Here is a 23,669-nt window from a genome sequence, read left to right as displayed (position 1 = left end):
AATACACTATATTAAATTTTTCTAATAAATATTGATTGCCTATTGAAAACAACTCCATTAGAATTTACTCATGAATTGCATCTGGGATGATATAAATTATGACGTCAATTTCTCGCGTTCTTTTCTTACTGCTGGCGCTTGCCAGTACTCAAGTTCAGGCTGCCTCAGTCGAAACCATCGAAGTCTTAACTAAACCCTACGCCAACTGGGTCAACTTAGATGCCACCATAGAAGCAGTAAAAGCGGCGACTGTGTCAGCGCAAACCTCTGGCCGTATTGTCAAACTCAACTACGATGTTAACGATGTTGTCCCAGAGGGAGCTGCGCTACTGGAGATCACCAGTAAAGAGCAAGGCGCTGAACTGGCGAGCTTTGAGGCCGATTTAGCTAAAGCCAAAGCCTTGAATGTCGAAGCACAGGCGCAATATAAACGTTATAAAGAATTATTCCCCCAAGGCGCGATTTCTAAGGGCGCGATGGATGAAGCCACCGCCAATGCTAAAGCAACAGAACAGGCCGTCAGTGCAGCACAAGCCCGCGTTATCAAAGCCAGCGAATCCTTAAAATACACTGTCGTTTCAGCGCCTTTTAGTGGTGTAGTCACAGAGCGTTTTGTCGAACTGGGCGAAACCGTGAGCCCAGGACAAGCGCTACTTTCAGGGTTTTCCGCGAGTCAAATGCGCGCCATTACCCAAGTGCCACAGCGTTACATTAACCAACTTAAAAATGCCCCTGAATTTCTCGTCCGTTTAAGTGATGGCCGTGAGTTAACCTCAACCGACCTCACGATTTTTAGTTTCGCCGATCCCGTCAGCCACAGTTATCAAGTACGCATTAATCTGCCAGAAAATGAAGCCAATCTTCAACCCGGCAGTTGGGCAAAGGCTTCATTTAAAAATGGCGAGCGAGAAAAAATTCAATTGCCCACCTCAGCGCTACTGACAATGAACGAACTGAGCAGCGTTTACCTTAAAAAAGGCGAAGAATTTGTACTCACCCAAGTCCGTGTCGCTAGTCCCATAGATGGCGAGGTCGAAGTGCTGGCGGGCCTGAAGTCGGGTGACAAGGTTGCCCTTGATGCCTACCAAGTGTTGCTCAGCAAAAAGCAATAAATTCCCAGCGACTTAAGCTTTGTCGAGGTTGTTTTATGAAACATGCTCCAGTACCACAAACCACACTTGGGATTTCCGGACGAATTGCCGCCGCCTTCCAAAATAGCGCCATCACGCCGCTATTAGCGCTTCTCGGACTCTTACTCGGCTTATTTGCTATTTTGGTGACGCCAAAGGAAGAAGAGCCACAGATTGATGTCACCTTTGCCGACGTGTTTATTCCTTTTCCCGGCGCGACACCTACCGAAGTTGAAAACTTAGTCACCTTGCCAGCGGAACAAGTGATCTCCGAAATCAAAGGCATAGATACTCTGTACTCGTTCTCCCAACCCGATGGCGCGCTGATTATCGTCATCTTTAAGGTCGGCGTCGCGCGCAATGATGCCATCGTCAGCCTGTACAACCAGATTTATTCCAATATGGATAAATTGCCAAGAGGCGCAGGGGTGGGCGATCCGCTAATTAAACCCCGCGGCATCGATGATGTGCCCATTGTCAGTTTGACCTTGTGGTCAAAGGACAGACAAGTCTCTGCCGAGCAACTGACCCATGTCGCCCTTGGATTAGAAACCGAAATTAAGCGCATTCCCGGTACCCGCGAAATCTATACCGTAGGTCAGCACGACATGGTGGCCAACATACGTATCGATCCCGCCAAGATGAACAGCTTTAATCTGACCTACGACAAGTTAAGACAGAGTCTAAATGACAATAATATGGTCTCTATGCCTGCATCCTTAGTGCAAGGTAATCAAGAGATTAAAGTTCAGGCTGGGCAATTTTTACAATCCATAGACGATCTCAAACAACTAGTTGTCAGTGTCTATCAAGATAAACAAGGCAAGCATATTCCGATTTATTTGGCGGATATTGCCGAAATCAGCTTGAAGAGTGATATTCCTAAACAGAGCGTTTGGCACGCAGATAAAACCGATATTTATCCCGCCGTCACTATCGCTATCGGTAAACAAGCGGGACAAAATGCCGTCGATATCGCCGACAGTGTGATTGAGCGGATTGCTAAGGTCGACAATGTATTGATCCCCGCGAATGTCGAAGTCACAGTGTCACGTAACTATGGCGAAACCGCGGCGGATAAATCTAACACCCTTATTTTAAAACTGATTTTTGCCACCAGCGCCGTAGTCGTACTGGTCTTTTTAACCATGGGCGCACGCGAATCCTTAGTCGTAGGTGTGGCCATTATTATCACGCTGGCGATCACCCTTTTCGCCTCTTGGGCGTGGGGATTTACCCTAAACCGCGTGTCCTTGTTCGCCTTGATTTTCTCTATCGGCATCTTGGTCGACGATGCCATAGTCGTGGTTGAAAACATCCACCGGCACATGGCGCTCGGCAAAAAGTCCTTTAGTGAGCTTATCCCTGTGGCGGTCGATGAAGTCGGTGGCCCGACGATTCTGGCGACGTTCACTGTTATCGCGGCACTGCTGCCGATGGCCTTTGTGTCAGGCTTAATGGGGCCTTACATGAGCCCGATTCCCATCAACGCCAGTATGGGCATGTTAATTTCCCTCGTAGTGGCATTTGTGGTCACTCCTTGGCTCAGTCGTAAACTGCTGAAACACAATGACAAGCACGATAGCGCCCAAGCCTCACACGAGGATGAAGCTGAAACTAAGATGGTGCGCCTCTTTACTCACTTAATTGGTCCTTTCCTGCTGGGTAAAAATTCCCGCAAGGCAAGAGTGGGACTGGCTGCCGGCGTATTTGTGTTGATCGGTATCGCCGTCGCGCTCCCCGTGGGTCAGCTCGTGGTGCTTAAAATGCTGCCCTTCGATAATAAGTCCGAGTTTCAAGTGATGGTTGACATGCCAGAAGGCACTCCCGTAGAGCAAACACAAAGAGTATTGCAGGATTTGAGTCGCTACCTAACAACCGTCCCTGAAGTCGATCATCTGCAATTGTATGCGGGCACTAACGCGCCTATGAACTTTAACGGCTTAGTGCGCCACTACTTCCTGCGTCACAGCCAAGAGCTTGGCGACATTCAAGTGAACCTAGTCGATAAAAAACACCGCAAACGCGACAGCCACAGCATAGCGGTATCGGTGCGAGACGATCTGCAGCAAATTGGCGAGCAATATCAAGCCAATATCAAAGTAGTTGAAGTGCCACCTGGACCGCCAGTGTGGTCGCCGCTGGTTGCCGAAGTGTATGGCCCAAGCCCCGCAATCCGCGAGCAAGCCGCTTACGAGATGCAGGCGCTGTTCCATGAAACCAAAGATGTGGTCGATATCGATATTTTCTTGCCCGCTGCCCAGCAAAAATGGCAAGTGATGATCGACCGCAGTAAAGCCAGCCTGATGGCCGTGCCCTACAGCAATATTGTCGACTTGATTGCCACCTCCGTTGGCGGCAAAGATGTGAGTTATTTACATCAAGCCCAGCAAAAACAACCGATACCGATCCGCCTGCAATTAAACGAAGGTGCGAAAGTCGATTTAGAGCAAGTGCTGAATATGAAGTTACTGAGCCAAACGGGGCAATCTGTGCCTGTCTCTGAGCTAGTTACCATCAAACGCGGCAAAATCGATGCACCGATTATCCATAAGAATATGATCCCTATGATCATGGTCGTCGCCGATATGTCGGGGCCACTGGACAGCCCACTCTACGGCATGTTCGACATGGCGGGCAAAATTGATGGCGCCGATGGCTTAGGGTTTGATCAACATTATATTCACCAACCCACAGGGCTAGACTCGGTCGCCGTGTTGTGGGATGGCGAGTGGAAAATCACCTACGAAACCTTTAGAGACATGGGCATCGCCTATGCGGTCGGCATGATCGCCATTTATCTCTTGGTAGTGGCGCAGTTTAGATCGTATCTCGTGCCGCTCATCATCATGGCGCCAATCCCATTAACTGTGATTGGTGTAATGCCAGGCCATGCCCTGCTCGGAGCGCAATTCACCGCGACGTCCATGATAGGCATGATAGCGCTGGCGGGGATTATTGTGCGTAACTCGATATTATTGGTCGATTTTATCAATCAAGAAACTGCATCCGGCGTGCCCTTTGAGCGGGCAGTGATCCACTCGGGTGCCGTGCGGGCCAAACCCATTATGCTCACCGCATTAGCGGCCATGATAGGGGCGCTGTTTATCCTTGATGATCCGATTTTCAATGGCTTAGCGATCAGTCTTATCTTTGGTATTTTTATCTCGACCATACTGACCTTAGTTGTTATCCCAGTGCTGTACTACACAGCAATGAAAAACCGCATGAATACTATTCAGATACAGACACAAACACAAAACTAACCACAACAAAGGCAGTCGCCTAGGCTGCCTCAAGGAGTAAGGTATGTCATTAGAACGCAGCATTATGGCTTTTGCCGGATTTATGGTGTTACTGTCACTGGTGTTAACCGCCTATGTGCACCACAACTTTCTGTGGTTAACCGCATTTGTTGGCGCTAACCTGTTCCAAAGTGCTTTTACTGGTTTTTGCCCTGCCGCCATGGTTTTACGCAAATTGGGTGTAAAATCAGAGGCTGAAATTGCCAAGCAAAGCTAAGCCACACAAAGTCACTACTTAATAGTTAAGACTTAAGAGTTAGGTAAGCAAGTAACCGCTTGGCTAAAACAAGCTTGCCCAAAAGATCGTCAAGGAGAGATAAAGTGACCCACAACCTAGTAATCCGTGGCCAAAGCCTAATGCGCTTAGCCCTGTTAAGCCTGCAGTCGCTGGTACTCATGCCACTGCTACTAATGCCCATGATGGCCAGCGCCACCAACCAAGATCCTGTAATCGCATGGGATAAAATTGCCGCTGGCGCTATGGTGCTCGATGTCAGAACGCCTGAGGAGTTTGCCGAAGGTCATCTAGCCAATGCGGTAAATATTCCCTTTGAGCAAGTGGCAGAGGAGTTTGCTAAGCGCGGCATCGCCAAAGATGCCCCTGTTGTCTTGTATTGCCGCAGTGGTCGCCGTAGCAGTGTCGCAACCGAAGCCTTAGTCGCTGCTGGATACACTCAAACCTATAATGGTGGCGGTTACTCCACCTTAGTTGAAGCGCAAAAAACGCCCGCTAAGTAATTCACAGCCATCGAATAGGCTCTAGTGCGGGGAAGCAAGCGTTAATCACTTAAGCACTGTCACCTCGCTCTAGTCATTCAAGGTTTAACGGCTAAAAGCGCCCTAAGGCGCTTTTTTATTGTCTAAGTGAATAAGCTTACTTTAAGCAATAGCCTATCAATCAACATTGCTTTATATAAAAAGCTTTTTATCCACCCCAACATTAGACTTCTAAGATAGCGGGTGAATGGCGAGATATTGAAGTGTCTTATTAGCGTAAATCGATTCAGATAAAAATTAATAATCGTTTTCGCTGCTACACAAGTAACATAAATGAGCCGATGTATAGCAAAAAATTAACTATCTAACATGTTCAAAACGTAGATGACCTTCATTAACGCCAGTCTCACTAAAACCATTGGAAATCAAAACCCTTTTTGATGCTTCATTTTCCGCTAAAGTATGAGCAATAATGTTCTTTGTTTTTTCAAAAGAGTAAGCATGGGAAACGAGTGTATTAACAATTTCAGTAGCATAGCCACGACGCTGCCACTCAGGTAGCACTGAATAACCAATTTCAACCATACCATGACTATCTGGAGGTCCAAAGTAACCACCAGAGCCAACTAGCGTTCTCTCTCCTGACACAGGATTAATATCAACTGCATACCAGCCATACCAACCTTTTGCTGCTTCACCGCCATTTTCATAGCAAGCAAGGAAAAACGCCATTGCATCACAATCGTATTCACCACTAGGCCAAGCATTTGAAACAATTGCATTTAATTTTTCCGCAAGTAACTGTGGTGTTTCAAGCTCTATATGAAGATGATCAGCTGAAGAAGATATCAATACGATCCGCTTAGATGTTATATTTTTTATAATTTTTATTTACTCCAATTTAGGATTTATAGTGCACAGCCTTAAATTCGTGCACTCACTCGCTTAAACCATGCCACAAGAAAACACTTAACCTCATGAATTAATTTAACTTACCACCCATCCAATAGACACGCTATTAGGCAAAATGCTTATATGTTAAATTTTATAAAAATGCTAAAAATTCAAGCTTATACATGCAGATTATTAGAAGTAAAGCGCCACACTAATGGGCGTTATGATTATTTAAATGAATATATTTTTAGACTGTTCTAACGATGAAAAATAAATAAGATTATTTAAAATTTTTAATTGAAAGTTACCGACATAATTAGCCTCACAAACATAATTGAAGCATGTACGAGTTCGCAATGGTAGCTCATATCCTGAACCGCTATTTTGGATAATGTAACACTCAGTATTTTCCGTTATCAGCCACATCGCATGCTTTCACTTCTCGTTTTGCCGCTCACATTCCCCTTCAAAAAACACGTCAACAAATTAGCGTGAATGGCTTAACCGTCGTCAATGAATTGGCAACCGCCACTCCCTTGACAGGATTTTGCAACAATTTCGCATAATCAATCACTTGAGAAAATCTCATTATTATCCTTAAACTTTAAAGCTAAATTTAGTTATTTGTAATCACAAAAAAATATATGTATAAATTTCAATACCATGGAAACAAACAAATCAATATAAAGTACTCATATTGACCGTAAATTCGCATTTGCTTATTCATTTTTACCACATAAAAAAACAAAAATTTGAATAGAATTTGGTTACAACTCGTTACATTTTGAATTTATATTCACATTAACTGCTTATAAAATCTAGATTTTTACAAGCAGCCATACCATTAACAATTGATTTACAAATACTTTAGTCGCAGATAAATTCACTAACCGAGTAGCATCTGAGTCGTAGTTATTCTTATGAAACATAAAATAATAATGATTAACACTAAATTGACCATGGAAGAAGAACATGACAATCAACAGAACCACTAAAATAGCGTTAAGCCTTTCAAGCTTAGCTATTGCGATCTCAGCCGGTGTACAAGCAGCACCACAAGCCCCAGGTTTTGCCGCAGAATTACAAGCACAAACCTCTCCACTGCCAAAGCGTTACATTGTGAAATTTAAAAACGCCGATGCAGCGGCCATTATGTCGGCCAGTAATGTGCAATCAATGAGTGATCAGCAAGCGAGTGACGCGACAACTGATACGCTGCCAAGCACGATGAATTATCAGCCACAAATGGCGGAAATCAGTTCACAGCACACTGCATTGAATAAAGTGCAAGCGAAAGAAATGAAGCGTATCGGCCGCAGTAACAGCTACTCGGTCAAACTCGATGCTAACGGCATCAATACCTTAAAGAAACGCGCCGATGTGGAATATGTTGAAGAAGACATGCCGCGTCACTTACTGAGTGAAAGCACTCCCTGGGGCCAAACCTTTGTGGGGGCGACTCAGTTAAGCGATAGCCAAGCGGGCAACCGCACGATTTGTATTATCGATTCTGGCTACGACCGTAGCCACAGCGAATTGGGTGGCAACAATGTCACGGGTACCAATAACTCAGGTACAGGCAACTGGTTTGAGCCGGGCAACAACAACGCCCACGGCACTCACGTTGCTGGCACGATTGCGGCGATTGCTAACAATGACGGCGTGATCGGCGTAATGCCAAATCAAACTGCCAATATTCATGTCGTAAAAGTGTTTAACGAATCGGGCTGGGGTTACTCTTCATCCTTAGTGGCCGCAGTAGATACTTGTGTTGCCAACGGCGCTAACGTTGTCACTATGAGTTTAGGTGGCGCGGGTTCCAGCACCACTGAGCGTAACGCTCTGGCTGCACATTATAACAATGGTGTGCTCTTGATTGCCGCTGCAGGTAACGATGGCAATAGTGCTCACAGCTATCCAGCATCCTACGATGGCGTGATGTCAGTCGCCTCTGTGGATAATCATAAAGATCACTCGGCATTTTCCCAATACACCAACCAAGTGGAAATATCTGGCCCAGGTGAAGCGATTCTGTCGACGGTTACCCGTGGCGAAGGCCGTTTAGCCGATATCACTATCGGTGGTCAGTCTTACTTTGATTCAGGTGTCGTGCCACATAATCGCCTCATTTCATCGGGCGGCAGCTATGTGCCTGCGCCATACAATGGCACAGCGACAGCCACACTTGCCGAATGTAGCGTCAGCGGAACTAGCTTCAACTGCGGCAACATGACCAATAAAATCTGTTTAGTGGAACGTGTTGGCAATCAAGGCACAAGTTACCCAGAAATCAATGCGGCTAAAGCCTGTAAAAATGCCGGTGCCAGTGCGGCGATTGTTTACAGTAACGCGGCATTACCGGGCTTACAAAACCCCTTCCTTGTCGATGCAAACAGTGAAATCAATATGGTTTCCGTGTCTGTGGATCGCGCAACAGGTTTAGCACTGCGTAATCAATTGGGCGCGACAGCAACAGTCAGCAACCAAGGCAATAAAGATTACGAGTACTACAACGGTACTTCGATGGCGACGCCACATGTGTCAGGTGTTGCAACCTTAGTCTGGAGCTATCACCCAGAGTGTAGTGCCGCGCAAGTTCGTAACGCATTGAAAATGACCGCAGAAGATCTTGGTACTGCGGGTCGTGACAACTACTATGGTTACGGTTTAGTCAATGCAGTTGCCGCGAAAACCTTCTTAGATGCCTCTTGTACTGGCCCAACGGGTCCGGTTGATCCAACACCAACCGATGGCGTGTTAGTTAACGGTGTGGCTAAAACAGGCTTAGGCGGCGCAGCGAGTGAAGAACTGCACTTCTCCTTTGACGTACCACAAGGCGCAACTAACTTAGGCTTTGTAATGAACGGTGGTACAGGTGATGCGGACTTGTATGTGCAATATGGTGCAGCGCCAACTACAGCTAACTATGATTGCCGTCCGTATAAAAGTGGCAATAGCGAGTCTTGCCCAATCACCAATATCCAATCAGGCACTTACTACGCCATGCTGAAAGGCTACTCGGCCTTCACTGGTGTGTCATTAACAGCAAGCTACACAGCATCTAGCGGCGGTACTCCACCGACTACGCCTGCAAGCTATAGCAACACTGATAACTACAACATCCCTGATAACAAAGCAGCAGGGATCACTAGCCCAATCACAGTCACTCGCACCGGTGATTCAGGCACTGTGACTGCGGTAGTGAACATAGTCCACCCTTACATTGGTGACTTGAAAGTACAGCTGATCAGCCCTTCTGGTAAAACAGTTACATTGCATAGCAACACAGGGGCAGGTGCTGCCAATATCAACAAGAGCTATACCGCTGATATGACGGGTGCGAATTCGAACGGCATATGGAAGTTGAAAGCCGTAGACAGTGGCCGTGGTGATGTGGGTTATATTGATAGCTGGGAGCTGAGCTTCCAATAAATCCAAATCGATACGCTTACTGAGAAATGAAAGTAATAAATGAAAAGAGCCTGCAATCGCAGGCTCTTTTTTTACAAGATACGTTAAATATCTTTGAGGATTTCAGGTTCGATCAACACGCTGGTCTCATTATCCGATAGCCAAATTTGGCCTTCGCTGATAGAAATCTGCAATGCCATATTGCGCCCAACAAAGGCTTCCATCGCCGTGACCGACTCTTCGGCAATATTCCACACGGTTAAATTCTGGTAACGCTCTAACGCCTGCTGATTCTGTTTCCACCAAATGGGTACACTGCGGCCACCATAGGTAAATAACTGCACAACTTTGGCACGGCCACTGGCCTTTCGCAGCCATTTCTCATCGGCCTGACCAAACTCAACCCACAGATCAATTTCGCCTGATAGGGTTTTGTCCCACAGCTCTGGCTCGTCATCGACGCACAAACCTTTACTGAAACTTAAGGTTTCGCTGGCATTCACAATAAACGCCAGTAAACGCACCATCATGCGGCCATCGGTTTCGGAAGGATGCTGGGCAAGCGTCAATTGATGGTCTTGGTAATAATTCCGATCCATATCGGCTATCTGTAAATTGACCTTAAACACGGTCGCTTTGAGGGCCATAGTCATCCTAAATGCAGAGTGAAATCCTGAAACAGCGAAATCCTAAAATAAGGCTGCCGAGTCTACCTGAGACTCGGCATTAGCTCAAACGAACAATAAGATACGTCCATCAAATCGAACAGAAAGTGCAATCGGACAGAAGGCTGAATCGATAAGAAATTAAATCGCGCCGGGTCGCAGATGCTTAGCCATGGGGAAATGCGCCTTCAACTGACTGATTTTTTGCGTATCAGCCACTAGCAACATGCGAGTGCCCTGCTCGTACTGCTGGCTCAATTCACTGAGTGCGGGTAACTCACCACGATTGGCGTCTCGACGCACTAATTCTGCCAATTCGTCGCTCAACTCCCCTTGGCTATAGATCCAATCGAGGCGCTGCAGTAACGGCATGGCAGCGAGCGGCAGTAAGTCCACAGAGGTTGCATCATCCAGCAAAAGGATTTCGCCGCGGCTAACTAAATGATTAAACGCATTATGGTAATGCTCGGCGGTACGACTATCGAAACGGTCGCCATTGGTATCGAAAAAACGCTCCCAAAATAAGCGACGTTTCGAGGTTGAATCGAGCTTGTCTTGCACTTCGACGCGTCTATCGGCGACAAAGTCGAATAAAGGCTTGAGTGATTGCGGTAGGCTGGATTCTAAGCGCGAGCGAATCGTGCGTGCAAATACCGGTGCCGCGCCCGCAGTGCTGATCGCGACCACTAAACGGCCTCTATCGACAATCGAAGGGGTGATAAAACGGCAAAATGCCGGATTATCAACGGCATTAACCCAAATACCACGCGCGGTGGCTAGAGTCGCCAACTCGGCATTAAGACTGTCGTTTGCCGTGGCTAAATACACCAGATCATAATTTTGAATATCGGCGTGGACCACTTCACGCTGGGATAGCAGAATACGACCCGTATCGGCATAACGCTGCACTTCAGGATTCACCTCAGGGGCTATCACATGGATACTGGCTTCGGTACGTGTTAGCAGCGCCAGCTTACGGCTCGCCACATCACCCGCCCCCACCAGCAAGACATTTAAGTTAACCGTATCGACAAACAAGGGGAAATATTGCATTAGATGAGATCCTGAACGCTTAATCCTGCACGACTGGCAGTTGACGCTGTACCCAGCCTTTATAGCCACCAATCAAAGAGGCAACGCAGGTGTAACCCATGAGTTGCAGATTATGGGCCGCCAAGGCTGAGCGCGCACCACCTGCGCAATAGAGTAATATGGGGGTATGTTTATCGGGGAAACGTGCTTCGATATCACGCTCTAAAATACCCCGACTTAAATGTTTCGCTTGGGGTAAATGATCCTGCAGCCACTCGCGATCCTCACGCACATCCACAAGATGCCAGCTATCATCAGCCTGATAGGCTTCAATGGTCACTTCGGTGATGTTAGGCAGAATTGCGTCAACAAGGGCGGAAAAAGCACTGGGATGCGGCATCACTGACTCCTAGATAAGATATTGAATGACATGATGAATGTCAGCTTATCAGCAAAGTGTAATCTTCTCATCCAGTAGACGCAATCTTTCAGCCACAGCACAAAGCGAAGGTGATTGCCTATCCAAGGCTAATTGTGGCTTTCGCTGCGCTCAGAGCTGCATTGCCAGCACAGCTCAAAACTGCCTTCATTGGTTTCATGGCACTGCACACATTGCCACTGTGGGCTTTCGACATCCAACGCATTCAGTTGCACTTGCGCCGACGCATGTTGGGACTCGCCCACCCATAACTCGACGTTTTGCATCCCTGTAGGAAGCTCACCAATCCCGCCCAATAGCGCTTCACCTCTGAGCTCAACATGAATACCACAGGCCTCTAATAAACCTTTCCATGTGTGGGCTTGCAATAAATTACCACCAGCAACTAACACTTTACGTTCTTCCATGCGACATCCTACGGCTACAACTCTCTGGAATATGGGTTGCCGACATCCTACTGCTAAATAGCCGAGCCTGTCGAGCGCTGATTTTTACACCAGTTGTTAATTTAATTAACATTCCATTTTTACAGCATAACTGACTATAACTTTGTGAGTTTGCTAGCAGAATGTCAGATCCACCTCAAAAATGAGGTAAAAAAAAGCCACCTCGTCGGTGGCTTTTTAACTCGAATGTAACCTTTAAGGCATCATAGGAGGTTGGTCTGCGCCTTCTTTCTCAATCTCAACTGGCATCATGTGTTCACGATTGATACCCAGTTTAATGGCCAAGAAACTCGCCACATAGATAGAAGAATAAGTACCCACAAAAATACCCATCAGCAATGCAGTCGCAAAGCCATGGATCATAGTGCCGCCCTTAAGGAACAAGGCCACGACCACCACTAAGGTTGTACCTGTAGTGATGATTGTACGGCTCATGGTTTGAGTAATGGAAACGTTAACCACTTCTTCAGGGTCGCTTTTACGCATCTTAAGGAAGTTTTCACGGATACGGTCAAATACCACGATAGTATCGTTGAGTGAGTAACCCACAACAGTCAATAGACCCGCCAGTACGGTCAAGTCAAATTCCAATTGGAATACCGAAAACACGCCTAAAGTCACGATCACGTCATGCGCCAGTGCCGCCACTGAACCAAATGCTAGGCGCCATTCGAAACGGAATGACACATAAATCATGATACAGATAAGCGCAACTAATACTGCTAAACCGCCTTGCTCAGCCAGTTCTTTACCCACTTGTGGGCCAACGAACTCAACACGCTTCTGCTGAACCTGTGGATCAACTTTCTGCGCAGCTTCCATGACAGACTTAACTTGCACGTCACTCTTAACGCCTTCTTTTACCTGTAAACGTACTAATACGTCACGGCTAGAACCGAAGTTTTGCACAATCGCGCCTTCAGAATCAGGCGTCGTCAGTTGCACCCGCAGAGCGTTTAAATCGACCGGATTAGTGAACTCCATTTCAACGACGGTACCGCCAGTGAAATCAAGACCCCAGTTGATGCCATTGGTCGCGAGCGAAACCAGCGAGCCCAGCACCAATACAGCCGACATAATACTGATAGGCAGTGCATGACGGAGGAAGTTTACCGTATGTTTTAAAGATAAAATTTCAAGCATTGTCACTTCCCCTTAGATAGACAGAGTCTTCACGCGCTTACCACCCCAAATCGCGTTAACGATTGAGCGAGTACCCACGATTGCGGTAAACATGGAAGTCGCAATACCTATCATCAAGGTCACCGCGAAGCCTTTAACAGCGCCTGTACCTACGGCAAACAAAATCAGCGCCGTTAGGAAAGTGGTGATGTTCGCATCGGCGATGGTGGAGAATGCATTGCCATAGCCTTCATGGATGGCCTGCTGGACGCTACGGCCCGCACGTAATTCTTCACGGATACGCTCATAGATCAGCACGTTACCGTCAACAGCCATACCCACAGTCAACACCATACCGGCAATACCCGGTAGGGTTAACACTGCGCCAGGGATCATAGACATTACGCCCACCACCATGACTAAGTTTGCGGTTAGCGCTATGTTGGCGATAAGACCAAAGCCACGGTAGTAAACCAGCATAAAGAGTAAGACAACCGCCATACCCCAGACCATAGCTTGCACACCGTTTTGAATATTCTCAGCACCTAAGCTTGGACCAATGGTACGTTCTTCAACAATCGACACTGGGGCAATCAAGGCACCAGCACGCAGTAATAGCGCGAGGTTTTGTGCTTCACCATGGCTTAAGCCAGTGATCACAAAGTTACGGCCTAAACGCGCTTGAATGGTCGCAACAGAAATCACTTCTTGGATTTTCTGCATCTTAACGCTGCCGTCGGCATTGCGCTCACCACTGTCTTTATATTCGATGAACAATGTCGCCATAGGCTTGCCTATGTTGTCTTTGGTCACGTCAGAGAAAATGGTGCCGCCTTTCGCATCAAGGTTGATGCTAACTTGTGGACGACTGTACTGGTCAAAGCTAGGTTGTGCGCCCGTGATATGATCACCGGTCAACATCACTTCTTTCTTCAATATCACAGTGCCACCTTCGCGGCGCTGGTACACTTCAGAACCCGCTGGTAAACGGCCAGATTGCGCAGCATTAGGATCGGCTTTGTCATCGACCATGTGGAATTCAATCGATGCGGTTGCACCTAAGATTTCCTTGGCGCGAGCCGTATCTTGCACACCTGGCAGCTCAACGATAATGCGCTCGGCGCCTTGACGTTGTACTACAGGCTCTGCCACACCTAACTCGTTTACACGGTTACGAATGGTAGTAATGTTTTGTTGCAGTGCTTCTTCTTTAATCTGCTTAAGATACACGTCACTCATCACAGCTTGCAGGGCAAAATCTTCGCCCTTGCTCACATCGGTGAACACCATATCGTTGCTGCGAGATTTTAGGAAACGTTCGGCACTGGCTAAACTTTCGCCATCACGGAATTTAATCTCGATTCCTTGAGCATTATTGCGAATGCCCGCGTAACGGATTTTTTCTTCACGTAATTGCGAACGGAAATCGGCAATTTTAGCCTCTTCCATTTTGCGAATCGCTTCGCCCATGTCCACTTCCATCAAGAAATGCACACCGCCGCGAAGGTCAAGACCGAGTTTCATTGGGCTACCGCCCATTGACTCAAGCCACTTAGGTGTCGCTGGGGCTAAGTTGAGCGCCACAGTAAACTTGTCGCCTAAGCTGTCAGCAATCACTTCTTTCGCAAGTAGCTGTTGATCCGCATTTTGCACACGGACCAACAACTGACCTTTTTCAAGCTCAGAGCGCTTTACCGCAATGCCCTTACTGGCTAACAGCTCGTTCACACTGGCTTGGGTTGATGCCGTGACTTCAGCACCTCGAGTCGCCACCACTTGCACCGCATGATCTTCACCAAATAGGTTCGGTACGGCATAGAAACAACCTATGGCAATGACGAGCATCACCATAATGTTTTTCCACATTGGGTATTTATTTAACACGCCTGAGCCCTCTTGGCTTACAACGACTGGATAGAGCCCTTAGGCAATACAGCTGCAATATAGTCTTTTTTGATCGTGATTTGTGTTGTGTCGTTTAAGCTCAGTAACACGTAATCGCTTTCGTCGCTGATTTTTGCAATCTTGCCTAAAATCCCACCACTGGTCAGCACTTCATCACCTTTGCCAAGTGAATACATCAGATTTTTGTGCTCTTTAACGCGTTTTGATTGCGGACGGAAAATCATGAAATAGAAAATCAGGCCGAAAATCGCCAGCATGAAAATCAGTTCCATCGTGCCGCCACCTTGTGGTGCGCCGGCAGCGCTTGCATATGCATTTGAAATAAACATAGTTTTCTCTTCTTATTAGCAAAAAATCAATCGACTAACTCTGGTACTTCGCGACCTTGACTGGTATAGAAGTCCGCCACAAAGGCGTCTAATGTACCCGTCTCAATCGCACCGCGCAAACCTTCCATTAACATTTGATAGTATCTCAAGTTGTGAATGGTGTTTAAACGCGCACCCAGAATCTCATTACAACGATCTAAGTGGTAAAGGTACGCCCGTGAATAATTTTTACAGGTATAACAATCACACTTAGTATCGAGTGGTGACGTGTCATCTCTATGACGCGCATTGCGTATTTTGATCACACCTTCACTCGTAAACAGATGACCGTTGCGGGCATTACGGGTTGGCATTACACAGTCAAACATGTCAACACCACGACGTACCCCTTCAACTAAATCTTCTGGTTTACCGACCCCCATCAGATAGCGAGGTTTGTCAGCAGGTATTTGCGGGCAAATATGCTCAAGAATACGATGCATATCTGCTTTAGGCTCTCCTACGGCCAAACCACCGACGGCATAACCGTCGAAACCGATATCGACTAAGCCTTTTAAGCTTTCGTCGCGTAAATCTTCATACACACCGCCCTGAATAATGCCGAATAGAGAGTTAGGGTTCTCTAAACGGTCAAATTCATCACGCGAACGTTTGGCCCAACGCAGCGACATCTGCATTGACTTACGCGCTTCATCTTCAGTCGCGGGATACGGCGTACATTCGTCAAAAATCATCACCACATCGCTGCCCAATGCATCTTGGATTTGCATTGATTTTTCAGGATCTAAGAAGATTTTCTCGCCATTGATTGGTGAACGGAAATGCACACCTTCTTCGGTGATCTTACGGATATCGCCAAGACTGAATACTTGGAAACCACCCGAATCCGTTAAAATCGGACGCTGCCAGTTCATAAAATCATGCAAGTCACCGTGCTTTCGCATGATTTCTTCGCCTGGGCGCAACCATAAATGGAAAGTGTTACCGAGCAAAATGTCCGCGCCTGTAGCACGTACTTCTTCTGGCGTCATACCTTTAACTGTGCCGTAGGTTCCAACAGGCATAAATGCGGGGGTTTCTACTGTGCCACGGTCAAAAATCAACCGACCACGGCGCGCACGGCCGTCGGTAGTGTCTAATTCAAATTTCATAATTCACCTCGCCAGATAAACAGTCTGACTACATTTTTAATGGCTAATGCCATTTTGATTAACAATAGAGATGGGGACAGCGTTAAAAGGTTCAACCTTTTGACGAAAAAAAGTTGCCGCCCATACTCACTTTGGGCGGCTATTTTAAAACAAAATCTTGGTCTAGTGGGCTTTTTTCGTCACAAACATGGCATCACCATAGCTAAAAAAGCGATATTTTTGCGCGATAGCATGTTGATACGCCGCCATAACATGATCAAAACCGGCAAATGCGCTGACTAACATGATGAGAGTCGATTCGGGCAGATGAAAGTTCGTCACCATGGCATCGACCACTTGGAATTGATAACCAGGATAAATAAAGATATCGGTATCGCCGCTAAAGGCTTTGAGTTCACCTTGGCTGGCGCGCGCCGCACTTTCTAAGGAACGTACAGATGTTGTGCCGACGGCCACGACACGTTTACCCGCCGCTTTGGTTTGCGCGATTAAATCAACCACATCCTGCGGCACATTGGCCCACTCTGAATGCATCTTGTGCTCAAGAATGGTATCGACGCGCACGGGTTGAAAGGTGCCCGCGCCTACATGCAAAGTCACAAACGCGACATTCACACCCTTGGCCTTTAATGCATCGAGCATGGCATCGTCAAAATGTAACCCCGCCGTTGGCGCGGCAACGGCGCCTGGGTTTTGGTTATACACGGTTTGATAACGCTCTTTGTCGGCATCTTCATCGGGTCTGTCGATATAAGGCGGTAGCGGCATATGCCCTACGGCTTCGAGCACCTCTAGAATGGTCAACTCGGATAACAACTCGAGTTCAAATAAGGTATCGTGACGGGCGACCATCTTCATTTGATAGCCACCGTCGAGCAGAATTAACGAATCGACTTTCGGCGATTTAGAGCTGCGAACGTGGGCGAGGATGCGCTTATCATCGAGCATACGCTCAACTAAAATTTCTAACTTACCGCCGCTGGCCTTTTGGCCAAACATACGCGCGGGGATCACTCGGGTATTGTTGAACACCATTAAATCGCCGGGATTAATCATCCCCAGCAGATCGGTAAATTGTTTGTCGCCTAAGGCGCCAGAATTGCCGTCTAAGGTTAACAGACGTGATGCATTACGCTGCGCCATAGGATAACGAGCGATCAGCTCATCGGGGAGATCGAAAGAAAAGTCTGCAACGCGCATGATTGGCCTCTAGGTAGCTTAGAACGGCGGCTAGTCTATGGTTAGAGGCCAAGAATATCAAGATTACTTATTGCCAGCGTCCACTTCTTGCTCAGGAACCATAGGTTTGACGCTAATAGGTTTAACGCCATCTTGGGGCAAATTGTCATCGGCATCGAATTTAAGCCGCGAACGGCTGAAATCATCCATGCTAAAGCGGTGTTGTTCGAAGGGAATATCCACTAACACTTTTTTACGTTTGGGCTGCTCGTCTCGACCAAGCATCTTTATAAACCAGTTCCACATCATCCATGATCCTAAAAAGTGAAAAAATACTGCATTTTTAGCTTCCGTGCTTTCCTAAGCGCGCTTGCGCATGATACCGTGAACCGACGTGGTTAACCAAGTACAAAATATGAACTTTCTTACACACTTACATCTCGCCGACATCAGTAAAACGCATCTTGCCGCCAATGTGGCGGGTAACTATATTCAAGCGCCAATTGCACAAGCTCCAATTGAGTTACGCCAAGCGCTATGGTTAAACCAAGAGATTAATAATCTCTGCAGCAGCCACGAACTCACAATTGAATTAATGGAAGCTTTCCCTGCGCCTTTAAGAAGCATAGCAGCAGAACTCATGGCCGTGAGTTTCGATCACTATTTAGCTTATTATTGGGAAGAATATCATCACCAACCTTTAGATGAATTCAGCCGCAAGGCCTATGATGCGTTAGATACTTTCGCCGTCCAAGGTTTAGACCCGTACCATCCAGAAGCACTTGCTAAGCTCTTGCCCGCCATGCGCAGCGCCGATTGGCTCGGCAGCTACACCACAGAAAAAGGCTTACAACACGCCTTAGCACAAGTGGCAAAACAGCATCCGCAAGCCGCACTGTTTAAAGATGCCCATAAAGTCGTCAATAAAATGCAGATCGAAATCGAAACCGCATTCCGCACTTTTTATCCGCAGCTGATGGCTTATACCCGTATCTTGAGCCGTAAAACACCTGCAGAATATTTGCCTTCCTCCCTCTAGGAATAAGCGAGCATGAGATTATGCTGTGTGCCTGCGTAAATTTTGCTAGTATGGCCGCGCAAAAATGAGGACAAAATGCAGATATTTGATTACCAGCCCCCAGCAGTTCCTTGGCTAGACATCCGCTATAAAGATAGAGATCTGATTATCATCAATAAACCTTCGGGCTTATTGTCGAATCCGGGTCGAGCGGCTCACACCTTCGATTGCGCATTAACCCGCTTACAAACCCTTTATCCAGAAACGATTTTAGTGCATCGGCTCGACTGCGCAACCTCGGGCATTATGGTGTTCGCCCGTAATAAAAAAGCCGAGTCGCATTTAAAAACGCAGTTTCAAGATAGGCAGAGTAAGAAAGTCTATATTGCCGAAGTGATGGGACATGTGCCGCAGGAACAGGGCATGATTGACCTCGCGATTGCACCAGACACTGAGCATCCACCCTATCAAAAGACACTGCAAGCAGGAGAAACTGGCGGTAAAAGCGCACTCACCTACTACCGTGTACTAGAACGCAGAGAAAACAGCACCTTAGTCGAGCTTTCGCCAGAAACCGGCCGTACTCATCAATTACGTGTGCATATGCTCGCCCTAGGACATGCGATTTTAGGTGATGAGTTTTACGGTGATGCCGAGGTTATCAAAGCCGCGCCGCGTTTATGCTTACATGCACAAAGCTTAAGTCTGACTCATCCCTATTCGGCTAAACCGCTGTTTTTTAGCAGCAAACATCCCTTTAGCGAATAACTCAATCCAATAGCTGCAACCCCATAAAAGCAAAAGGTCGCGACTTAGCACTGAGCTAAAATGCGACCTTAGTTATTTACGGATTCGATTGTTGCCTTTTAGGCGACGCGTATGCCTTGCGCAAAATCGGCATCGGCGGCTAATTTATCCGCTTGGAAATAACAGCCCTGCTCATTACAAAATTGTAATTGCTGCGACTGTGTCACGATAAAGAATTCACCAAAGAAATTACCGCCCACATCTTCCAGCTTATGGCCTTCAGCGGTTGGCGACATATAGACTTCATCTAAACTATGGCAGCCATCGCTAAACCAAGTTTCTAAAAAATATTTTCCGTCTTCTTTATAGAGGGTAATTTTGTCACCCAATAAAGGACGCCCATCTAACCAACGACCAATAATTTCACGATTTTGCATATCTGTCTCCCGCCAATGAAGGCGACGGCGTTTTTCAATCCCAGACATCCTGATATCCTTATGCAATACCCAATCACCTAAAGTGAATGTCAGTTGTGGTAGTACATTAAGCATAGAACCCATTTAACGCTTTACTCCCCACTACAGCAAATTACTTCAAACCGCCCGTCAAATGTAACTTTATGGTTAACTTAAATTTGCTAAATGTTTAAAATATAAAAGATAAATACCTTTGACTAATTAATCGGCAGTGTAGCTCAATCTACAAATAAAAACGCGATCTTTATCACTATTTACTTATCGCTAAAGTAAAGGCAGCTAAAAGACTTATCTAGCGAGTTGAATGAGAGCGCCACGCTGTTTAAACGTCGATACAATGGAACGGCAGCCATACACAATACAGACCAACTGGCAATGCCAGCGAAAGTTCAATAAATCCCTTTTATATTACTAACAGTCCTCATAATATCCTTATTAACCGTTATGCGTTAAGTTGAAGAGCTTGTATGGCACTTAGTCACAAGCGCCAATATATTTTCCATTGCCAACGAGTTTCGACTTGATTTTCATTGCCTCTTCAGAGATTGTCACTTCAAGCTTAGAAGTGGACGTTTTCCCATTGAAATGCATTTCACCCACTGTTTTAGATGCACCATCAGGACTAGTGCATGATGTTTCAAACACCATTTTGTTAGCACTGATCCAATTGCTGTTGGTTTGACATTCTTCGCCTTCATTTTCTTCAGGCTCCAAATCAAATGCAGAGGCGATGTCATTTATGCATTCAGTTTCCGTGTAATCAGGCCTTTTGGACATGCTCCGCATCATTTTCTCCATTTCAGGAGGTGCGTCTATTTCTACTATTTCGGATTTCCAAATGGTTTCCCATAAACCCGGTTTGAAGTCGTAGTTTTCAGCGTGAAGATGAGTTGATGCCACTATGAGTCCAGTTAACATCACTTTAGTAATTAGGTGGGTCATTTATTATTCCTTTAATTAATGAAAAACAAGTAAGGTTTTAGTGCCTAGCGCCCAAATTTAGCACGCAAAGCCGTGCAGCGGGTTGACGTCGCAGCCAGCACTTTTGCTGGCGTTAACATTTGTTTTTAGAGGCGACAACCATCTTAATAGTCCGACCCACTATAAACATCTAAACTTAAAACAATTCCACGTTGACCAAGTGCCAGCATGATTTCAGGTGACAAGCTCAAACCATCATTCCAATTGCCCATAAACAAGCCGCAGAACATGTCAACTTTGTAGCTTTGGTAAAGCTTTTCCCATATCGCTAAGTCACTTGTTAGCTGGGATAAAATTGCTTCAATCTGCGCGTTTAGGTCTTCTGGCTCTCTCTTTTTAGCCTGAAAATCCCAGCTACCCGTTTTGGCAATCCGCACTTTTCCGCTGATTTTGCTGACATCTTCATCACCTTTCTTTTTACTTTTAGTTGCTGTACCACCAAGTAAATTTGATACGTCTTCAGGTATCAAATCATCCCCGAAGATCCGAAGAGTGGCTTGTGAATATTCAAATGCACCCATAAAAGGCCCTAATGCTGAGCTAAAAAACACCAATGCAGCGTAGCGTTGGCGTCCATAGAAAAATAAAAACGTGCACACTTAACTACCTGTATTAACTGGAAGTTATCAGCTTTATACCGCTTTTCATATACAAGAATCCATCAGAAAGACACGCATGCGCGTTTTCCAGACCTATTATCCTAAAACGGTAACCTCTCAGTGTTTAATTTTAAATATTTTTAGATTTAGATGTTTGAGATAACACGCACGTGTATTGACAGAAAGCACTAACAAGCAATTTAGATACGATTGTATCTCTTCCAGTTTCTACGACTCTTGATGAAGAGTTAAGCACAAGGGGGGATGTAGCGTTATTTCTACAAATCTAAAACTCAATCCTTTGGTATGAATATGCTCCACATATTGTCCAATTTCGTTTTTTAGTTTGCTTTGATCATATTGATGAACTCGCAACAAAAATAACTCAAGCAATTGTTTTTTTTTAATTTTACATCAAGCCAACAATGTTACGCGTTTCATACTAAATGGACTTATAGGAGCTTGTTACATCTTTATTGCCAATTTGAATGGGGTTTCTGATATAACCCATAAATGAATTACCGTACAAATAAGACCAAGTGATATTTCAATATCCCTACAAAACAAAAATAAAGCAGGAAGCGCTATGCATAACATTCATCGTCGTAATTTTCTTAAGGCCGCAGGTGCCGCTACTGCAGGACTCGTTACTGCCAATATTGCTCTCAATGCCTACGCCAGTAGCGTCGCCCCTAAACCGCAAGTGGGTAAATCCGTTATCGGACTCATAGCACCTAAGATGGACGTGGTTCGAGTCGGCTTTATCGGTGTTGGCGAGCGGGGTTTTAGCCATGTCGAGCAATTCTGTCATCTAGAGGGCGTTGAACTCAAAGCCATTTGTGATACCCATCAAGCGGTAGTCGACAGGGCCGTGGATCATATCGTTAAACAAAATCGACCAACACCGGCTATCTATACAGGTAATGATCTGAGCTATCGCGATCTGCTGAGCCGTGATGATATCGATATTGTGATTATTTCGACCCCGTGGGAATGGCACGCGCCTATGGCAATCGAAACCATGGAGAGCGGCAAACATGCCTTTGTTGAGGTGCCAATGGCGCTCACGGTTGAGGAGTGCTGGCAAGTTGTCGATACCGCTGAGCGCACTCAGAAAAACTGCATGATGATGGAGAACGTCAACTACGGCCGCGAAGAACTGATGGTGCTCAACATGGTGCGCCAAGGCGTATTTGGTGAGCTACTTCACGGCGAAGCCGCTTATATCCATGAGCTACGCTGGCAGATGAAGGAGATCGATCATAAGACAGGCTCATGGCGCACTTACTGGCATACCAAACGTAACGGCAACTTATACCCAACCCACGGTTTAGGGCCTGTATCCCAGTATATGAACATTAACCGCGGTGACCGATTCGATTATCTAACCTCGATGAGTTCCCCTGCTCTTGGCCGTGCGCTCTATGCTAAACGTGAATTTCCCGCCGATCATGAGCGTAATCAGCTCAAGTACATCAATGGGGATATCAACACTAGTCTGATTAAAACCGTTAAGGGCCGAACCATCATGGTCCAGCATGACACGACAACCCCAAGACCTTACAGTCGCCATAATTTGATCCAAGGGACGAATGGCGTGTTTGCCGGCTTTCCGAACCGGATCGCCGTCGAAAATGGTGGCTTTGGTCAAAGTTATCACGAGTGGGATATGGATATGCAAAAGTGGTACGACAAATACGATCACCCATTGTGGCAGCGCATAGGCAAAGAGGCTGAAATTAACGGCGGCCACGGCGGCATGGACTTTGTGATGCTATGGCGCATGATTTATTGCCTACGCAATGGTGAAGCTTTAGATCAGGATGTGTACGATGGTGCATCTTGGTCGGTGGTGAATATCTTAAGTGAACATTCACTCAATGACCGCAGTAACTCAGTCACCTTCCCTGATTTTACCCGCGGCGCGTGGCAAACCGCCAAACCATTAGGGATTGTCGGCGCTTAAGCAGCGGCTTTCGCCAAGTTCACTATTTGGCACCGCCACCATAAGGATAAGTGCCTCGGCCTTATCCTTTTTCTTTTTCTTTTTCTTATTCTTATTCAATTAAGCCTTGAGATGACCCGCGCCATTAGCAACAAGCCATCTACCATAAGCACTTAGC

The 23,669-nt window shown here is 46.3% G+C and carries 22 protein-coding genes; 8 read left to right on the top strand and 14 right to left on the bottom strand.

Annotation, left to right across the window (positions count from 1 at the left end; translation table 11 throughout):
• Positions 1 to 98: 98 nt before the first annotated feature.
• From Q4Q50_RS02145 to Q4Q50_RS02130, 4 genes are all read left to right on the top strand, one after another.
• A complete protein-coding gene (locus Q4Q50_RS02145; protein ID WP_311898153.1) occupies positions 99 to 1,112 on the top strand; it encodes an efflux RND transporter periplasmic adaptor subunit in 1,014 nt (337 codons plus the stop codon).
• A 35-nt stretch (positions 1,113 to 1,147) separates the two neighbouring features.
• On the top strand, positions 1,148 to 4,396 hold the full coding sequence (locus Q4Q50_RS02140; protein WP_311898151.1) for an efflux RND transporter permease subunit: 3,249 nt from the start codon (positions 1,148 to 1,150) through the stop codon (positions 4,394 to 4,396).
• Between the two features lie 43 nt (positions 4,397 to 4,439).
• Positions 4,440 to 4,652, top strand: a complete 213-nt coding sequence (locus tag Q4Q50_RS02135) for a YgaP family membrane protein (RefSeq protein WP_006082265.1) — start codon at positions 4,440 to 4,442, stop codon at positions 4,650 to 4,652.
• A 104-nt stretch (positions 4,653 to 4,756) separates the two neighbouring features.
• Positions 4,757 to 5,173, top strand: a complete 417-nt coding sequence (locus Q4Q50_RS02130) for a rhodanese-like domain-containing protein (RefSeq protein ID WP_012089611.1) — start codon at positions 4,757 to 4,759, stop codon at positions 5,171 to 5,173.
• A gap of 339 nt (positions 5,174 to 5,512) precedes the next feature.
• Here Q4Q50_RS02130 and Q4Q50_RS02125 read toward each other — a convergent pair whose 3' ends face one another.
• Positions 5,513 to 6,004: a GNAT family N-acetyltransferase gene (locus tag Q4Q50_RS02125; RefSeq protein WP_311898149.1), complete on the bottom strand. Its 492-nt coding sequence runs from the start codon at positions 6,002 to 6,004 to the stop codon at positions 5,513 to 5,515.
• A gap of 1,014 nt (positions 6,005 to 7,018) precedes the next feature.
• Here Q4Q50_RS02125 and Q4Q50_RS02120 point away from each other — a divergent pair.
• Positions 7,019 to 9,478: a S8 family serine peptidase gene (locus Q4Q50_RS02120; protein ID WP_311898147.1), complete on the top strand. Its 2,460-nt coding sequence runs from the start codon at positions 7,019 to 7,021 to the stop codon at positions 9,476 to 9,478.
• Between the two features lie 83 nt (positions 9,479 to 9,561).
• Here Q4Q50_RS02120 and Q4Q50_RS02115 read toward each other — a convergent pair whose 3' ends face one another.
• From Q4Q50_RS02115 to Q4Q50_RS02070, 10 genes are all read right to left on the bottom strand, one after another.
• The gene (locus tag Q4Q50_RS02115) at positions 9,562 to 10,104 is read right to left on the bottom strand and encodes a YaeQ family protein (protein ID WP_311898145.1); all 543 of its coding nucleotides are present in this window, start codon (positions 10,102 to 10,104) and stop codon (positions 9,562 to 9,564) included.
• A gap of 159 nt (positions 10,105 to 10,263) precedes the next feature.
• Positions 10,264 to 11,175 (bottom strand): precorrin-2 dehydrogenase/sirohydrochlorin ferrochelatase family protein, encoded by a 912-nt coding sequence (locus Q4Q50_RS02110; protein ID WP_311898143.1) that lies wholly within the window; start codon positions 11,173 to 11,175, stop codon positions 10,264 to 10,266.
• A 19-nt stretch (positions 11,176 to 11,194) separates the two neighbouring features.
• Positions 11,195 to 11,554 carry a rhodanese-like domain-containing protein gene (locus Q4Q50_RS02105; protein WP_107404231.1) on the bottom strand — a complete coding sequence of 120 codons (360 nt, stop codon included), beginning with the start codon at positions 11,552 to 11,554 and terminating at the stop codon, positions 11,195 to 11,197.
• Positions 11,555 to 11,682: 128 nt separating this feature from the next.
• On the bottom strand, positions 11,683 to 12,000 hold the full coding sequence (locus Q4Q50_RS02100) for a putative signal transducing protein (protein ID WP_006082273.1): 318 nt from the start codon (positions 11,998 to 12,000) through the stop codon (positions 11,683 to 11,685).
• Between the two features lie 234 nt (positions 12,001 to 12,234).
• Positions 12,235 to 13,182, bottom strand: a complete 948-nt coding sequence (gene secF, locus Q4Q50_RS02095) for a protein translocase subunit SecF (protein ID WP_012587306.1) — start codon at positions 13,180 to 13,182, stop codon at positions 12,235 to 12,237.
• Positions 13,183 to 13,194: 12 nt separating this feature from the next.
• Positions 13,195 to 15,045 (bottom strand): protein translocase subunit SecD, encoded by a 1,851-nt coding sequence (gene secD / locus Q4Q50_RS02090; protein ID WP_311890727.1) that lies wholly within the window; start codon positions 15,043 to 15,045, stop codon positions 13,195 to 13,197.
• A gap of 17 nt (positions 15,046 to 15,062) precedes the next feature.
• Positions 15,063 to 15,395: a preprotein translocase subunit YajC gene (yajC, locus tag Q4Q50_RS02085; protein ID WP_311898139.1), complete on the bottom strand. Its 333-nt coding sequence runs from the start codon at positions 15,393 to 15,395 to the stop codon at positions 15,063 to 15,065.
• A 26-nt stretch (positions 15,396 to 15,421) separates the two neighbouring features.
• On the bottom strand, positions 15,422 to 16,546 hold the full coding sequence (gene tgt / locus Q4Q50_RS02080) for a tRNA guanosine(34) transglycosylase Tgt (RefSeq protein ID WP_106650965.1): 1,125 nt from the start codon (positions 16,544 to 16,546) through the stop codon (positions 15,422 to 15,424).
• Between the two features lie 162 nt (positions 16,547 to 16,708).
• On the bottom strand, positions 16,709 to 17,746 hold the full coding sequence (queA, locus tag Q4Q50_RS02075; RefSeq protein ID WP_311890726.1) for a tRNA preQ1(34) S-adenosylmethionine ribosyltransferase-isomerase QueA: 1,038 nt from the start codon (positions 17,744 to 17,746) through the stop codon (positions 16,709 to 16,711).
• A gap of 63 nt (positions 17,747 to 17,809) precedes the next feature.
• Complete coding sequence (locus Q4Q50_RS02070) at positions 17,810 to 18,034, bottom strand: hypothetical protein (protein ID WP_106650967.1); 225 nt, start codon at positions 18,032 to 18,034, stop codon at positions 17,810 to 17,812.
• Between the two features lie 106 nt (positions 18,035 to 18,140).
• Here Q4Q50_RS02070 and Q4Q50_RS02065 point away from each other — a divergent pair, with 106 nt between their 5' ends.
• Positions 18,141 to 18,764 (top strand): acyl carrier protein phosphodiesterase, encoded by a 624-nt coding sequence (locus Q4Q50_RS02065; protein WP_311898137.1) that lies wholly within the window; start codon positions 18,141 to 18,143, stop codon positions 18,762 to 18,764.
• Between the two features lie 75 nt (positions 18,765 to 18,839).
• Entirely contained in the window at positions 18,840 to 19,511 is a 672-nt protein-coding gene (locus Q4Q50_RS02060) for an RluA family pseudouridine synthase (RefSeq protein WP_006085500.1), read from the top strand.
• A 98-nt stretch (positions 19,512 to 19,609) separates the two neighbouring features.
• On the opposite strand, the gene Q4Q50_RS02055 is transcribed toward Q4Q50_RS02060, so the two are convergent.
• From Q4Q50_RS02055 to Q4Q50_RS02045, 3 genes are all read right to left on the bottom strand, one after another.
• Positions 19,610 to 20,050: a hypothetical protein gene (locus Q4Q50_RS02055; protein WP_106650969.1), complete on the bottom strand. Its 441-nt coding sequence runs from the start codon at positions 20,048 to 20,050 to the stop codon at positions 19,610 to 19,612.
• A gap of 390 nt (positions 20,051 to 20,440) precedes the next feature.
• Positions 20,441 to 20,908: a DUF3617 domain-containing protein gene (locus tag Q4Q50_RS02050; protein ID WP_311898134.1), complete on the bottom strand. Its 468-nt coding sequence runs from the start codon at positions 20,906 to 20,908 to the stop codon at positions 20,441 to 20,443.
• 143 nt (positions 20,909 to 21,051) lie between these two features.
• Entirely contained in the window at positions 21,052 to 21,546 is a 495-nt protein-coding gene (locus Q4Q50_RS02045; protein WP_311898132.1) for a DUF4279 domain-containing protein, read from the bottom strand.
• 586 nt (positions 21,547 to 22,132) lie between these two features.
• On the opposite strand from Q4Q50_RS02045, the gene Q4Q50_RS02040 reads away from it, so the two are divergent.
• A complete protein-coding gene (locus tag Q4Q50_RS02040) occupies positions 22,133 to 23,512 on the top strand; it encodes a Gfo/Idh/MocA family oxidoreductase (RefSeq protein ID WP_311898129.1) in 1,380 nt (459 codons plus the stop codon).
• Positions 23,513 to 23,669 lie beyond the last annotated feature (157 nt).

The organism is Shewanella scandinavica, assembly GCF_031932065.1.
Lineage (GTDB): Bacteria > Pseudomonadota > Gammaproteobacteria > Enterobacterales > Shewanellaceae > Shewanella > Shewanella baltica.
Note: the sequence above shows the minus strand (reverse complement) of the source record. Positions and strands in the feature narration are given on the sequence as shown.